Origin of the sequence: Streptomyces sp. Tue6028 (assembly GCF_002300165.1) — a bacterium.
In the GTDB taxonomy this organism is placed as follows: domain Bacteria; phylum Actinomycetota; class Actinomycetes; order Streptomycetales; family Streptomycetaceae; genus Streptomyces; species Streptomyces siamensis.
In genome coordinates this window covers 172114-187326 of record NZ_MLCE01000013.1, presented here as the reverse complement: position 1 = coordinate 187326, position 15213 = coordinate 172114, and the positions used below count along the sequence as shown (strand labels likewise).

Genomic DNA, 15213 nt, shown 5'->3' with positions numbered 1-15213 from the left:
GTCGTCGCGAGAGCCGGGCCGAGGGGGCCGCGTCCTACTTGCTGATGGCGAAGCGCATCAGGGCGTGCTCGTCGCCCTGCTTGATCTTGCCCGTCACGTTGATCACTTCCAGCTTCCAGCTCCCGCCGGCCCGCACGGCCTTGGCCACGGCGCAGCCGTTGTCCTGCGTGAGCAGGCTCGGCCAGATGTCGGCGACCTGCTGGGTGCTGCCGCCGGTGGCGTCGTACACCTTGAAGCTGATGTTGCGCGCCTTCTGGAAGGAACTGCCCTTCTTGAACGCCGCCGCGACGAACACGATCGACGTGATCTGGGGCGGGATGCGCGAGAACTCGACGGTCACCGTTTCGTCGTCGCCCTCCCCGCGCCCGGTCTGGTTGTCGCCGCTGTGCACCAGCGAGCCGTTGCCCATGGGGTCCAGCGAGTCGAGGCCGGCCAGACGCACGGGGTCGGATCCCTGCATGGCGACGGCTATCAGGTCGAGGTCGGTGCCGGTCTTGCGACGGAGTATGCCGACCACCCCGCCGCTGGCGCCGGCGGTGGGGTCCCAGGACACCCCGATGGACAGATGGGTGACTCCGTCCAGGTCCGCAGGGCCGTCTTCCTTCGTGAGCGTAATCATGAATGGATCATCCTCTTGATGGCGGGACTGCGACACGCAAAGTGTGCCTGGAACTTCCGGCGATCCACACAACTGGCCCGCGGGTTCCCGTTTCGCCCTCTTTGTGCTGCCTGATCGGTGTCAACGGCCCCTCCGCGGAGGCGACATGGCGGTCAGGTCGCGGACGGGAACGAGCCGCCCCCGGCGCCCACCGGACCACGGCGACCCGGCATGCCGGGCAGGCGCGACAGTTGACGCCCTCTCATGTCCCTTGCCTGTGTGCTTCCTGGGGGCGAGCGGTGATCAGAGAGGGATGTCGCGGTACCGGATCGCCCGGGACCGCATCCATCCGGGCGCCTGACGCGTCTACGCGGGTATGGAATGGGAAAAGACGCCTGCTGAGCGGCCCCCTGCACAGGCCCGAGGGCCGCAGCCCGAGGGGTGCCTCGCCGTCGCCATCCGCATTCCCGTACGGATCGTGGTGCTCGTCCTCGTCGTACCCGTGCGGATGGCGTGGGACGCGCTCGTCGTCGCCGGAAGGTTTCTGCGGGACACCGTGCTGCGCCCGCTGGGGCGGGCGCTCGCCTGGGCCGCGTGGGCCGTGTTCGTCTGGCCGTGGGTGACGCTGTGGCGGTACGCCCTCGTCCCGCTCGGCAGGGCGCTGGCCTGGCTCGGTCACGTGCTGCTCGTGGTGCCCGCGGTGTGGCTGTACCGCACCGTGCTGACACCCGTCGGGCACGCGATCGCCTGGGTGGCCCGGGGCGTGGGTGCGGCCGCCGCCTGGGTCCTCGGCGGCATCGCGGCGGCGCTCGGCTGGGTCTACGCGCGGTTGCTCACCCCGGTCGGGCGGGCGATCGCCTGGCTGGTCAGGGGTGTCGGTCTGATCCTCGCCGCCGTGGGCCTCGGGCTGTACACCGCCGGCGCCTGGCTGGTCCGGTACCTCGTCGTGGTCCCGGCCCTGTGGCTGTACGAGTGGGTCCTCACCCCCGTCGGCAAGGGGATCGCCTGGCTGGCGGGCGGTCTCGTGTGGCTCGTACGGATGATCTTCATCGGCGTCGGCGCCGCGTTCTACTGGACGGGCCGCATCCTCCTGGTGCTGCCCGCGCTCGCGCTGTGGCGATGGGTGCTCGCGCCGGTCGGACGCGTGCTCGCCGTCATCGGCAGGGAGATCGGCGAGGCCCTCGGACACGCCTGGCGCGTCGCCGGACACATCTCGCTCGCCGTCGGCCGGTTCCTCGCGAAGGTCCTGCGGTGGACGTTCGTGGAGCCGGTGCGCTGGGTGTACCGGACCCTGCTGACGCCCGTCGGGCACGCCGTGCGGGACCTGGTGCTGCGGCCCGCGGCCGAGGCCGCACGCAGCGTCGGACGGGCCACCCGGCAGGCCCTGACCGCCGCCCGGGACTCCGCCCGGCAGGCCCGCGCCGACTTCCGGCGGATGCTCTTCGGTCCGCCCCACGAGCCGCAGCCCGTGGACCGCCGGGAACCGACGGCCGGTGAGACACGTACTCTAGGTAGCAGTACGACCGCTCTCACGAAGGACTGAACGACACTGGGCAAGCGACAGCCCGAAGGCCCGCCGCCCGCACCCGCGGTGCAGCGCATCCGACTGCGCTACACCAAGCGCGGCCGCCTCCGGTTCACCAGCCACCGTGACTTCCAGCGCGCCTTCGAGCGTGCGCTGCGCCGAGCCGAGGTGCCCATGGCGTACTCGGCGGGGTTCACGCCGCATCCGAAGGTGTCGTACGCCAATGCCGCACCCACCGGCACCGGCAGTGAGGCGGAGTACCTGGAGATCGCGCTCACCGAGGCGCGCGACCCGGAAACCCTGCGTGAGCTCCTCGACGAGTCGCTGCCCGACGGGCTCGACATCATCGACGCCGTCGAGGCCCGCACCTCGGGCCTCGCCGACCGGCTCACCGCCTCCGTGTGGGAGCTGCGCCTCGACGGCGTGGTTCCTCAGGAGGCGGAGCGCGCCGTCGGCGCCTTCCGCGCGGCCGAGACCGTCGAGGTCCAGCGCAGGACGAAGAACGGCATGCGGACCTTCGACGCCCGCGCCGCCGTCGCGAGCCTGGAGACGCACACCCCCCAGGCTGATAGGCCGACCGACCAGCCCTGTGCGATACTGCGGCTGGTTGTTCGGCACGTGACGCCTGCCGTTCGACCCGACGACGTCCTGTCCGGTCTCCGCGCCGTGGCCGACCTGGCGCCGCCGGTCCCCGCAGCGGTGACCAGGCTGGCGCAGGGGCTGTTCGATGAAGAGACCGGCACGGTGACCGACCCGCTCGCGCCCGACCGCGAGGCAGTCACGGCCGCCCCAGCCGATCGCTCCGGGGCCGCCCCAGCTGCCGCCGCGAAGGCGCCGGCGTAAGGAAGGTCCCGCGTAGGGACGGACGTCGTAGCGCCGCCCTCGAATCCGGGAGCCACCTGGGTCGGGCAGCGCACCGACCAGAAGACTTTCGCCAGGCCGTACGCACACATGGTGTACGGAACCGGCGAGACAGGACACAGAGAGCTCCCGTGCGGCGCCCGCGCCCCGGACGGCGGCACCGCGCATCGCGCGAGCCGCGGACGTCACCGGCATCGCCGGACCAGGCGCGGCGCCCGGGAGCCTGACGGGAGATCCACCCGCATGCTTGAGCCGACCGAACCCGCTGAGCCCTCCACGGGCTCCGAGAACAACGACACCCCCAGCGACACCCTGCCGCCGCGACGCCGTCGCCGCGCCGCGTCGCGCCCCGCGGGCCCCCCGGCCGCCGCCACCGAGGCCGCGGCCGAGACCACCGCTCCGGCCATACCGGCCGTCGCCTCGGCCGACGAACTCGCGGAGGAAGAGACCGCCGAGGCCGTCGAGACCGAGCAGGCCGTCGCCGAGGAGATCCCGGCCGCCACCGAGGCGGCCGAGACCGAGACCCCTTCCGCCGAGGACACGGCTCCGCGCCGCACACGCCGCCGGGCCACCCGCCGGGCGTCCGCGCCCGCCGGTGCGCCCGCGTCGGTGGAGACGGCCGAGGCCGCCGAGGCCGCTGAGACCGTCGTGCCCGCCGCTGAAGCGGTGACCGCCGAAGCCGAGCCCGTGGCAGAGGCCCCGGCCCCCGCGGCGGAGGAAGCCGCGCCAGCCGGGCGTACGCGCCGTCGTGCGACCCGCCGCGCCTCCGCACCCACCGGTGCGCCCAAGGAGACCGAAGCCGTCGTGATCGCCGAGGCCGAGGAGACGCCTGAGGCCGTGGAGCCCGCCGAGACCGCCGCGGCGCAGGTGACCGCCCCGGCCGAGCCCGTCGCCGAGACCGAGGAGGCCGCGCCCCGCCGCACCACGCGCCGGCGCGCCACCCGCCGGGTCTCCGCGCCCGCCGCCACGCCCGAGGGCGGGGCCGTCGAGGAGCGCGCCGAGACACCCGAGCCCGTCGCCGAGACCGCGCCGGCCACGGCCGCCGAGGTGACCGACGGCGAGGCCGCGCAGGCCGAGGACGGCGGACCGCGCCGCACCCGCCGCCGCGCCACTCGCAAGGCCGCCGGTGGCTTCTCCGCGCCCGCGGCGAAGGAGGAGGAGACCGACGAGGGCGGTCGGCGTCCGGCGCGTCCGGCCGTCGCCGTGTTCCAGGCGCCCGTGTTCACCGAGCCGATGTTCCAGACCCCGGAGCGGGCCGCCGCCGCGGCTGCCGCCGAGGCCGCGGAGGCGGCCGAGGAAGCCGCCGAGGAGGAGGCTGCCGGGACCGAGGTCGCCGAGGTCGCCGAAGCCGCCGAGGAGAGCACCGGCGGACGCCGGCGCCGCCGTCGCCGGGCCGTCGAGGACGAGCCGGTGACCGTGCCGGCCGCCGTCGACGAGGCCGAGGAGGAGCCGGAGGAGGGCGCCGAGTCCGCCGAGGACGTCGTCGAGGGTGACGAGGGCGAGGAGGAGTCCGCGGGCTCCCGTCGCCGTCGCCGTCGTGGTGGCCGTCGTCGTCGTCGTGGCGAGTCCGCCGAGGCGGACGGCGAGTCCGCGGACGACGAGTTCGCCGCCGAACAGGCCGCGCAGGACGCCGAGGACACCGCCGAGCAGGTCGAGGAGGACGCCGAGGAGGCGGACGAGCGCGAGGAGGCGGGCGGTTCCGGCTCCAGCAGCAGCCGTCGCCGTCGTCGGCGCCGTCGTCGCGCCGGTGACTCCGGCGGCGAGGCCGAGGCCGGCGAGAACGACCCCGAGCGCACTGTCGTGAAGGTCCGCGAGCCCCGCAAGAAGGACGAGCACCCGGTCGACGAGGTGCAGTCCATCAAGGGCTCGACCCGCCTGGAGGCGAAGAAGCAGCGCCGCCGCGAGGGCCGCGAGCAGGGCCGCCGACGCGTCCCGATCATCACCGAGGCCGAGTTCCTGGCCCGCCGCGAGGCCGTCGAGCGCGTGATGGTCGTCCGCCAGAGCGGCGAGCGCACCCAGATCGGCGTCCTCGAGGACAACGTGCTCGTCGAGCACTACGTCAACAAGGAGCAGTCGACCTCGTACGTCGGCAACGTCTACCTCGGCAAGGTGCAGAACGTCCTGCCGTCGATGGAGGCCGCCTTCATCGACATCGGCAAGGGCCGCAACGCTGTCCTGTACGCGGGCGAGGTGAACTTCGAGGCACTCGGCCTGGCCAACGGGCCGCGCCGCATCGAGACCGCGCTGAAGTCCGGCCAGTCCGTTCTCGTGCAGGTCACGAAGGACCCGATCGGCCACAAGGGCGCCCGCCTCACCAGCCAGGTCTCGCTGCCCGGCCGCTACCTGGTCTACGTGCCCGAGGGCTCGATGACCGGTATCAGCCGCAAGCTGCCCGACACCGAGCGCGCCCGGCTGAAGACCATCCTCAAGAAGATCGTCCCCGAGGACGCGGGCGTCATCGTGCGCACCGCCGCCGAGGGAGCGAGCGAGGACGAGCTGCGCCGTGACGTCGAACGGCTCCAGGCGCAGTGGGAGGACATCCAGAAGAAGGCGAAGAGCGGCAACGCCCCGACGCTGCTCTACGGCGAGCCGGACATGACCGTCCGCGTCGTCCGCGACATCTTCAACGAGGACTTCTCGAAGGTCATCGTCAGCGGCGACGAGGCGTGGGAGACCATCCACGGGTACGTCTCCCACGTCGCGCCCGACCTGGCGGACCGGCTGTCGAAGTGGACCTCCGAGGTCGACGTCTTCGCCACGTACCGGATCGACGAGCAGCTGATGAAGGCGCTGGACCGCAAGGTCTGGCTGCCGAGCGGCGGTTCGCTGGTGATCGACAAGACCGAGGCGATGGTCGTGGTCGACGTCAACACCGGCAAGTTCACCGGTCAGGGCGGCAACCTCGAAGAGACCGTGACCAGGAACAACCTGGAGGCGGCCGAGGAGATCGTGCGCCAGCTGCGGCTGCGCGACCTGGGCGGCATCGTCGTCATCGACTTCATCGACATGGTCCTGGAGTCCAACCGCGACCTGGTGCTGCGGCGCCTGCTGGAGTGCCTGGGCCGCGACCGCACCAAGCACCAGGTGGCCGAGGTCACCTCGCTGGGTCTGGTGCAGATGACGCGCAAGCGTGTCGGCCAGGGTCTGCTGGAGTCCTTCTCCGAGACCTGCGTCCACTGCAACGGCCGCGGTGTCATCGTGCACATGGAGCAGCCGTCGTCCGCCGGCGGCGGAGGCAAGCGCAAGAAGCGCGGCCGCGGCGGTGCCGAGCAGCCCCACGAGCACGAGCACGAGGCCGTGGCCGCGGAGACCACCGAGGCGGCCGAGACCGTCGAGGCGGAGACCGAGGCCGAGGTGGCCGCCGAGGCCGCGGTGCCCGCCGCGCTGCTCGCACCCGAGTTCGCCCCGGACGAGGAGCTGTACAGCAGCGCCGCCGAGGCCGAAGCCGCCGCGGGCCGGGGCCGTTCGCGCCGCCGGGCCACCCGGCGGGCGTCCGCGCCGGCGGGTGCGCCGCGGGCGGAGGGGCGTCCCTCGAAGCGCGCCGAGCGTGCCGAGCGGGCCGCCAAGTCGCGTGAGGCCGCCGAGTCCGAGCCGGTCGCCGTCGAGGACCCGGTCGTCGAGGCGCCGCAGGAACTCGTCGCCGAGGCCCCTGCGGTCACCGAGGCTCCGGTGGTCACCGAAGCCGCCGTCGTGGAGTCCGTCGAGGACGAGGCCGCTCCCAAGGGCCGTACGCGCCGTCGCGCCACCCGCAAGGTGTCGGCCCCGGCCGGTTCGCCGAAGGCCTCGGAGGAGGCCGTGGTGACGGTCACGGAGCCGGTCGCGGCGCCCGTGGCCGAGCCGGAGGCGGCCGCCGAGCCGCAGCCCGAGCCCGTGGCGGAGACCGCCGCCGAGGCGCCCGCGGAGAGCGCCGCCCCGGCGCGTCCGCGCCGCCGCGCCGTCCGCAAGGCCACCGCGCCCACCGCGTCCCAGGAGGCGGCCGTCGTGGTCGTCCCGTCGGCCGCGGCCCCCGCGGAGGAGACGGCCGACGCCGCCGAGGCAGTGGTCGCCGAGACCGAGGCCGACGAGGCCGAGGCTCCGGCCGCCGCGAAGAAGGCCGCGGCGCGCAAGACGGCCAAGAAGGCGACGGCCAAGAAGGCCGCCACCAAGAAGACGGCGGCCAAGAAGACGGCCGCCAAGAAGGCCACGGCCAAGAAGGCGACCGCGAAGAAGGCCGCCACCAAGGCCACGTCGAAGAAGACGGCGGCGGCGGAGCAGACCCTGTCCGCCGTCACCGCCTCCACCGACGAGGGCTGAGTCCCCGTCCGGCGTCCCGGCCCGGCACATCCGCCGGGCCGGGACGCCGAGTGACGGGCGGCACACCCGTGGGGCCCGGCCTGGTTTGACCCTTTCGGCCGTGGCCCCGTAACCTTGACCGTCGGCGTGTCACAGACGCGCCGCATCCCCGTAAACCTCTTCCTCCCGGAATCACGCGTGTCATGCGCTCCGGGAGAGGCCGCTCGCTCCGCGCGCGGCTGGACTGCGGGGTTCCGTTCCGAGCGAGAGAGAGATCCGCGTGTACGCCATCGTGCGCAGCGGTGGTCGCCAGCACAAGGTTGCTGTCGGCGACATCGTTGAGGTTGACAAGATTTCCACTGCCAAGGTTGGCGACACGGTCGAGCTCTCGACCCTGCTCGTTGTCGACGGCGACGCTGTGACCAGTGACCCGTGGGTGCTGGCCGGCATCAAGGTCCAGGCCGAGGTCGTGGACCACCACAAGGGCGCGAAGATCGACATCCTTCGCTACAAGAACAAGACCGGCTACCGCCGTCGTCAGGGCCACCGCCAGCAGTACACGGCGATCAAGGTCACTGAGATCCCCGCGGCTGCGAAGTAAGGGTAGGGACTGAGACATGGCACACAAGAAGGGCGCATCGTCCACTCGGAACGGTCGCGACTCCAACGCTCAGCGGCTCGGTGTGAAGCGCTTCGGCGGTCAGACCGTCAACGCCGGTGAGATCCTGGTCCGCCAGCGTGGCACCCACTTCCACCCCGGCACCGGTGTCGGCCGTGGCAAGGACGACACGCTGTTCGCGCTGGACGCCGGTGCGGTCGAGTTCGGCACCCACCGTGGCCGCAAGGTCGTGAACATCGTTCCGGTCGCCTGAACCAGCCCCACCAGGGCTCAGGCTCCGTAGAACAGAGTTCTTCGCGAGGCGGACCTCACTTCCCGCAGGGGAAGCGGGTCCGCCTTTCGCGCGTTACCGAAGAGACATTCCGTACGTAATCGAAGTGCTGGAGGCACCACCATGACCACCTTCGTGGACCGCGTCGAGCTGCATGTCGCCGCGGGTAACGGAGGCCACGGCTGTGCCTCCGTACACCGGGAGAAGTTCAAGCCGCTCGGCGGCCCCGACGGCGGCAACGGCGGACGGGGCGGCGACGTGACCCTGGTCGTCGACCAGTCCGTGACCACGCTGCTCGACTACCACCACAAGCCGCACCGCAACGCCACCAACGGCAAGCCCGGTGAGGGCGGCAATCGCTCCGGCAAGGACGGCCAGGACCTGGTCCTGCCCGTGCCGGACGGCACGGTCGTCCTCGACAAGGCGGGCAACGTGCTCGCCGACCTGGTCGGGCACGGCACGGCGTACGTCGCCGCGCAGGGCGGCCGGGGCGGCCTCGGCAACGCGGCGCTGGCCTCGGCCCGCCGCAAGGCGCCCGGCTTCGCGCTGCTCGGCGAGCCCGGCGACCTCCAGGACATCGTGCTGGAGCTGAAGACCGTCGCGGACGTGGCCCTGGTCGGCTACCCGAGCGCCGGCAAGTCGTCGCTCATCTCGGTCCTGTCGGCCGCCAAGCCGAAGATCGCCGACTACCCGTTCACGACGCTGGTCCCCAACCTCGGTGTGGTCACGGCGGGCGAGACGGTCTACACGATCGCGGACGTCCCCGGTCTGATCCCCGGCGCGAGCCAGGGCAAGGGCCTCGGTCTGGAATTCCTGCGTCACGTGGAGCGGTGCAGCGTGCTGGTGCACGTCCTGGACACCGCCACCCTCGAATCCGACCGCGACCCGGTCTCCGACCTCGACGTCATCGAGGAGGAGCTCAAGCAGTACGGGGGTCTCGGCAACCGTCCGCGCATCGTCGTCCTCAACAAGATCGACGTGCCCGACGGCAAGGACCTGGCCGACATGGTCCGCCCCGACCTGGAGGCCCGCGGCTACCGCGTCTTCGAGGTGTCCGCGGTCGCGCACATGGGGCTCAAGGAGCTCTCCTTCGCGCTCGCCGACCTGGTCGGACGGGACCGGGCGGCCAAGCCGCGCGAGGAGGCGACCCGCATCGTCATCCGCCCGAAGGCGGTCGACGACGCCGGCTTCACCGTGACCCAGGAGGAGGACGGCCTCTTCCGCGTCCGCGGCGAGAAGCCCGAACGCTGGGTCCGCCAGACCGACTTCAACAACGACGAGGCCGTCGGCTACCTCGCCGACCGCCTCAACCGCCTCGGTGTCGAGGAGCAGTTGATGAAGGCGGGCGCCCGCTCGGGCGACGGCGTCGCCATCGGTCCCGAGGAGAACGCGGTCGTCTTCGACTGGGAGCCGACCGTCATGGCCGGTGCGGAGATGCTCGGCCGCCGCGGTGAGGACCACCGCCTCGACGCCCCGCGTCCCGCGGCCCAGCGCCGCCGCGACAAGCAGGCGGAGCGGGACGAGTCGGAGAAGGAGTACGACGACTTCGAGCCGTTCTAGGGCTCGTCGTCCCACGACCACGGCATGCGCGCGGGGCACCATGACGGTGCCCCGCGCGCATGCCGTCGTGCTGTCATGAGTGCTCGGAACGCGGTGGTGCCGTCACGGGCCCGCCTGGGGCGAACGCCGAGGCGCTGTCACGCCCGGCCCGGCTGAGCGCGGTGCTGTCACGGCGGCTCGTGTGAACGCGGTGGTGCCGTCACGGCTCCGGGGTGAACGCCGTGATGCCGTCACGGGCTCTCGGGTGAACTCCGTGGAAAGTCGTGGCGCACGGCAGGGCAACCGTGCGGGGCGGCGGGGAGTCGTACTGGGCGCGCATGGGGATCTTGAGGCGGTGGACCCCCGCGCGTCCAACTGCCGCCCAACCGCCCGGAGTCCACGTGCCCGAGCCCTCCCTGCCGAGACCGGGAACGCTCGGCTCGGACCCGGCGTGCGCCCCCACCCGGGGCGAGTTCGCCCGCTGAGGCCCGGACTTCCCCTCCTTCCAGGGGACTTGCCGGAGCCGACGGGCAACGCCGTGACCGCTCGGCCCCCCGACGCCCCCCTCTACGTCAGGAACGCTCATGTCCCCGCACACGCACCGCCGTTCCTTCCTCTCCCGTCGCAGACGCGTCGTCCTCGGCGCGGCCGTCGCGGTCGCGGCCGGCGCCCTCGTGGCGCCCACCGTCAACGCGGCCACCGCACCGGCGACTTCGGCGACCCCCAGCGCCAAGCGCCTGCACGACGACTACAACGGTGACGGCTATCCGGACCTGGCGGTCGGCGCGCCCGGCACGACGGCCGACGGCCACACCAAGGCCGGCGCGATCAGCGTGGTGTACGGGGCGGCCGGCGGGCTGTCGACGTCGCGCAAGCAGATCCTGACCTGGCCGGACCGCTGGAACTCGGTCAATACGCTGACCGGTTACGGGACGCGGCTCCAGAGCGCCGATCTCGACGAGGACGGTTACGCCGACCTGCTGTCGTCCGTGGCGATGAAGCACTTCGACGGGTACTCCGGCAATGTCGTCGTCGTCAACTGGGGCGGCCCCAAGGGACTTTCGGCCGAGCCGACCATGCTGACCGGCATGCCGGACGCGATGCACATGCGGGGCTTCACGGTGGCGGACGTCGATGGCGACAAGCACCCCGATCTCGTGCGGCTGGGCGTCGACGCCACGTCGACCGACCCGCAGGGGCAGCACGGCGCCGAGTCGGTCACCGCGGACGGCGCCGTGCGGCACGGCCCGTTCACCCGGGACCGGCTGGGCACCAGGACCACGTACTTCGACATCACGCCGGGTGAGTTCGAGATCGCCGACATCGTCACGTCAGGCGACGTGAACGGCGACGGCATCGCCGACATCGCCGTGAGCACCCATTCGACCGAGGAATCCGATTCACGCGGCGTCGCCCTGCTGACCGGCGGCGCGGACGGCTTCACCGACAAGGGCCTGCTCAAGGACCCCACGGGACGCCTCATCGGCGGCGAGGACCTGGAGATCGGTGACCTGAACAAGGACGGCTACGGCGACATCGTCGTCGGCCACTCCTTCGACAACTACGACAGCGACGTCGAACTCCCCACCAAGGGCGGGGCGCTGGGCGTCGTCTACGGCGGCTCGGGCGGCCTGTCCACCACCCGCAAGCCGGTGTGGATCAACCAGGACACCGCGGGCGTGCCCGGCGCGGGCGAGCGCGGCGACGGCATGGGCACCGGACTGTCGATCGGCGACACCAACGGCGACGGCTACCTCGACGTGGCGACCGGCCTGCCGAACGAGGACCTCGGCAGCCTCACCGACGCGGGCAGCGTGCTCGTCCTGCGCGGCAGCGCCAAGGGGCTCACCGGCACGGGGGCGAAGGTGTTCACGCAGGACACCGCCGGAGTGCCCGGGACCGCGGAGAAGCAGGACCGCTTCGGCACCGAGACCGCCCTGCTCGACGCCAACGGCGACAAGAAGGACGGCCTGATCGTCGGGGACGCGGACGAGAACGCCGGCAACGGCTCCGTCTGGATCCTGTCCGCCACGGCGAGCGGCATCACCGCGAGCGGCGCGTCCTCCTTCGGCGGCACCACGCTCGGGCTGCCCGCGACGGGTTCGCGTTTCGGCCAGTCCCTGAACGACTGAACCACCGGGGCCGGCCTCGCGACCGGCGGGCCGGTCCCGGTGGCGGCGCCGACTCCGGCTACGTGGAGGTCGGCCGGGGCGGCGCCAAGGGCCCGTCGGGTGCCGCGTCGCCGGCCACCGGTGTGCATGCGGCCGACGGGCTCGGCGACCGGGTCAGGCGCAGGACGGGGCAGGTGGCCAGACCCGTCCGCGCGCTTCCGGACGCCTGAACACCGCTGTGCGCAATGTCTGCTGACGTTCCGTCCGACCCGTTGTAGCAAGATCACGTTCTTTGTGCTGTTCCTGTGCCGCAACGGGTCTTCCGCTGTCTGCCCATTTGTCATGCACGCGAAGGTCTCCGTTCAGCGGGCGGACCGTCCTCCCGTGGGAGCTTCCGAGTGTCGCAAGAGCCCATCGAGGCAAGGGAGTTCGCCGATGACCGGAGCAGTGTCGCCCGACCGCCGCCGCTTTCTGACCGCCGGTGCCGCCGTGCTCGGTGCCGCGGCGTCCGCCCAGCTGTGGCTGCCGACCACCGCGCGGGCGGCCGAAACACCCCTTCCCGAAGGTGTGTTCAGCCTCGGCGTCGCCTCCGGCGACCCGCTGCCCGACGGCATCGTGCTGTGGACCCGGCTCGCCCCCGACCCGCTGAACGGCGGCGGCATGCCCGACACCGTCGTGCCGGTGGAGTGGGAGATCGCCGAGGACGACCGGTTCAGGAAGAGCGTGCGCCGGGGCGTCGCCCAGGCCAGGCCCGAGTACGGGCACAGCGTTCATGTCGATGTCCGCGGACTGCGTCCGGACCGTGCGTACTGGTACCGCTTCCGCGCCTCCGGACGGCTCTCGCCCGTCGGCCGCACCCGCACCGCGCCCCACCCGCACAGCAGGGGCGGCTCCCTGCGCGTCGCGCTGGCCTCCTGCCAGAACTGGCAGAACGGCTACTTCACGCCGTACGCCGACATGCTCGCCCAGGACCCCGACGTCGTGCTCTTCGTCGGCGACTACATCTACGAGTCCAAGCCGTCGGCGACGGCCGTGCGCAGGCACGAGGGCAGCGACGAGCCGTACACCCTCGTCCAGTACCGCAACCGCTACGCCCAGTACCGCAGCGATCCGCACCTCGCGGCGATGCACGCGGGCGCGCCCTGGGTCGTCACCTTCGACGACCACGAGGTCGACAACGACTTCGCCGGCCAGCTCCCGCAGGACCCCGACAAGCAGTCGCCCGACGCGTTCGTCGCCCGGCTGACCGCCGCCTACCAGGCGTACTACGAGCACATGCCGGTCCGGGCAGCCGCGATCCCGAACGGGCCGCACATCCAGATGTACCGGCGGCTCGACTTCGGACGTCTCGCCCGCCTCAACGTCCTGGACACCCGGCAGTTCCGCAGCAACCAGGCGACCGGCCAGGAAGGCGCCGAGGACCCCTCGCTCACCATGCTCGGGGCCGAGCAGAAGCAGTGGCTGCTCGACGGCCTGCACCACTCGCCGACCCGCTGGAACCTGATCGCCTCGCAGATCATGATGGCTGAGACCGACCTCCAGGTCGGCGAGGGCAAGCTCTGGTACTACGACGCCTGGGACGGCTACCAGGCCGAACGCAACGCCCTCATGGGAGAGTTCGCGAGCATCCGCAACCCCGTGGTGCTCACCGGCGACCGGCACCTGACGATGGTCAGCGACCTCAAGGAGGACTTCGCCGACCCGGACTCCGCCGTCGTGGGCGCCGAGTTCGTCGGGACCTCCGTCTCCAGCGGCGGCGACCAGGACCAGGCGGCCTTCCACAAGGAGTGGGACCCGCGCAGGGCCGACAACCCGCACTGGAAGTTCATCGACGCCCACCGCGGCTACCACCTCTTCGACATCCGCCGCGACGGCATCGACGCCCAGGTGCGCGTCCCGGAGACGGTGCTCAGCCCGGAGGCGGCCTCCAGCACGCTGGGCCGGCTGCGCGTCGAGGACGGGGAGCCGGGCGTACGGCTCGTGTGACCGGTCCGCGGACCGCGGTGCCCTGGGACTCACAGGAGTCCCAGGGCATTCTCAGCCTGCCCTCAGGATGGCTCCTTAACGTCCTCTCACCATGGAGACCGACTGTTCGACCCACCCCACGACGGCCGCCCGGAGCGCCGCGCCCGCTCCGCTGTCCACCGGCACCCGGCTGCTGCACATAGGCCCGCACAAGACCGGGACCACATCCATCCAGGGCGCCCTGTTCGCCGCCGCGGAGGCGATGGCCCGGCACGGTGTCGACTTCCCCGCACACAGCAGACACCCCATGGAGGCGGCCCTCGCGGTGTGCGCCCGGCCCGGCATGCTGGGCGACGTCCGGCCCACCGAGGGCCACTGGCAGCGGCTCGTGGACGCGGTGCACGCCACCGGAGGGCGCACCTCGGTCGTCAGCAGCGAGTTCTTCGCGGACGCCCCCGACGACGAGACCGTGGCGCGGATCGTCGGCGACCTGGGCGGTGACCGGGTGCACGTCCTGGTGACCTTGCGTCCGCTGGCCAGAATCATGCCGTCGCAGTGGCAGCAGTACGTGCAGAACGGGTTGCGCATGGGCTACGAGGACTGGCTCGACCACATGCTGCGCAGGGCTCCCTACGAGAAGCCCAACCCGAGCTTCTGGCGCCGCCACCGCCACGACCGGCTCGTCGAGCGCTGGGCGCGGGTCGTCGCAGCCGGGAATGTCACCGTCGTCGTGGTCGACGACCGGGACCGCGACGGACTGATGCGCACCTTCGAATCCCTCCTCGGTCTGCCGGACGGACTTCTGGTGAAGGTGCCGGACACGGCCAACCGCTCCCTCACGCTCGCCGAGACCGAAATGCTGCGGATGCTCAACACGGAATTCCGCGGCAATGGACTGCCCGACGAGATCTATTCCAGGCTCGTACGCAACGGCGCCGTGATGCATATGAAGAACACCTGCCGGCCGGCATCGGACGACGCCCGGATCAGCACTCCGGAATGGGCCGTGCGGGCCGCCGCGGACATCGCCGCGGAGATGGCCGGGCGGATCGCGGCGCTGGACGTACGGGTCCTGGGGGACCCGGCGCTGCTGTCCGCCGTACCGGCGCCCGAGGCCCCGCGCACCCCGCCGGTGGCCACCCGCATGGACCCGGAGGTGGCGGCCCGGGCGCTGTACGGAGCCCTCGCCGTGGCCGCCGCCTCGGCGTCGGCCGCACCGGCGCGCACGGTGCACCAGACTTCCTCGAAGGAACTGGTGAGGGTTCTCGGCCACCGGGTACTCAAGCGTCTCAAGCGAGCGTGAGGTCGGGTGCCGCGGTGGCCGAGAACCGCGGTGCCACAAGTACCGCGGGCCGGAACCGCGGTACCGGAGACGGACGGTGGTCACGGCGAATACGAGCCGTGACACCTGAAGTCGAAAGAGGTGTGGCGCCCGGGACCGGTGTGCGGTCC

Annotated in this window: 10 protein-coding genes; 9 read left to right on the top strand and 1 reads right to left on the bottom strand. The window is 72.2% G+C overall.

All coding sequences use genetic code 11. The annotated features are described in order from the left end of the window. Positions 1-34: 34 nt before the first annotated feature. Complete coding sequence (locus BKI49_RS12245) at positions 35-619, bottom strand: TerD family protein (protein ID WP_095934268.1); 585 nt, start codon at positions 617-619, stop codon at positions 35-37. A gap of 355 nt (positions 620-974) precedes the next feature. Here BKI49_RS12245 and BKI49_RS12240 point away from each other — a divergent pair, with 355 nt between their 5' ends. From BKI49_RS12240 to BKI49_RS12200, 9 genes are all read left to right on the top strand, one after another. Further along, positions 975-2141: a hypothetical protein gene (locus BKI49_RS12240; protein ID WP_095934267.1), complete on the top strand. Its 1167-nt coding sequence runs from the start codon at positions 975-977 to the stop codon at positions 2139-2141. Between the two features lie 48 nt (positions 2142-2189). Next, positions 2190-2966, top strand: coding sequence for a TIGR03936 family radical SAM-associated protein (locus BKI49_RS12235; RefSeq protein WP_095934266.1), 777 nt, complete (start codon positions 2190-2192; stop codon positions 2964-2966). 261 nt (positions 2967-3227) lie between these two features. Next, positions 3228-7277: an Rne/Rng family ribonuclease gene (locus BKI49_RS12230; protein WP_095934265.1), complete on the top strand. Its 4050-nt coding sequence runs from the start codon at positions 3228-3230 to the stop codon at positions 7275-7277. A gap of 259 nt (positions 7278-7536) precedes the next feature. Continuing rightward, a complete protein-coding gene (gene rplU, locus BKI49_RS12225; protein ID WP_028802589.1) occupies positions 7537-7857 on the top strand; it encodes a 50S ribosomal protein L21 in 321 nt (106 codons plus the stop codon). Between the two features lie 16 nt (positions 7858-7873). Continuing rightward, positions 7874-8128, top strand: coding sequence for a 50S ribosomal protein L27 (rpmA, locus tag BKI49_RS12220; protein ID WP_030362615.1), 255 nt, complete (start codon positions 7874-7876; stop codon positions 8126-8128). Between the two features lie 141 nt (positions 8129-8269). Further along, the gene (obgE, locus tag BKI49_RS12215; RefSeq protein ID WP_095934264.1) at positions 8270-9706 is read left to right on the top strand and encodes a GTPase ObgE; all 1437 of its coding nucleotides are present in this window, start codon (positions 8270-8272) and stop codon (positions 9704-9706) included. Positions 9707-10269: 563 nt separating this feature from the next. After that, complete coding sequence (locus BKI49_RS12210) at positions 10270-11817, top strand: FG-GAP-like repeat-containing protein (RefSeq protein ID WP_095934263.1); 1548 nt, start codon at positions 10270-10272, stop codon at positions 11815-11817. A 414-nt stretch (positions 11818-12231) separates the two neighbouring features. After that, positions 12232-13782 carry an alkaline phosphatase D family protein gene (locus BKI49_RS12205; protein WP_095934262.1) on the top strand — a complete coding sequence of 517 codons (1551 nt, stop codon included), beginning with the start codon at positions 12232-12234 and terminating at the stop codon, positions 13780-13782. Positions 13783-13873: 91 nt separating this feature from the next. Next, positions 13874-15064 carry a hypothetical protein gene (locus BKI49_RS12200; RefSeq protein WP_095934261.1) on the top strand — a complete coding sequence of 397 codons (1191 nt, stop codon included), beginning with the start codon at positions 13874-13876 and terminating at the stop codon, positions 15062-15064. The last annotated feature ends 149 nt before the right edge of the window (positions 15065-15213 follow it).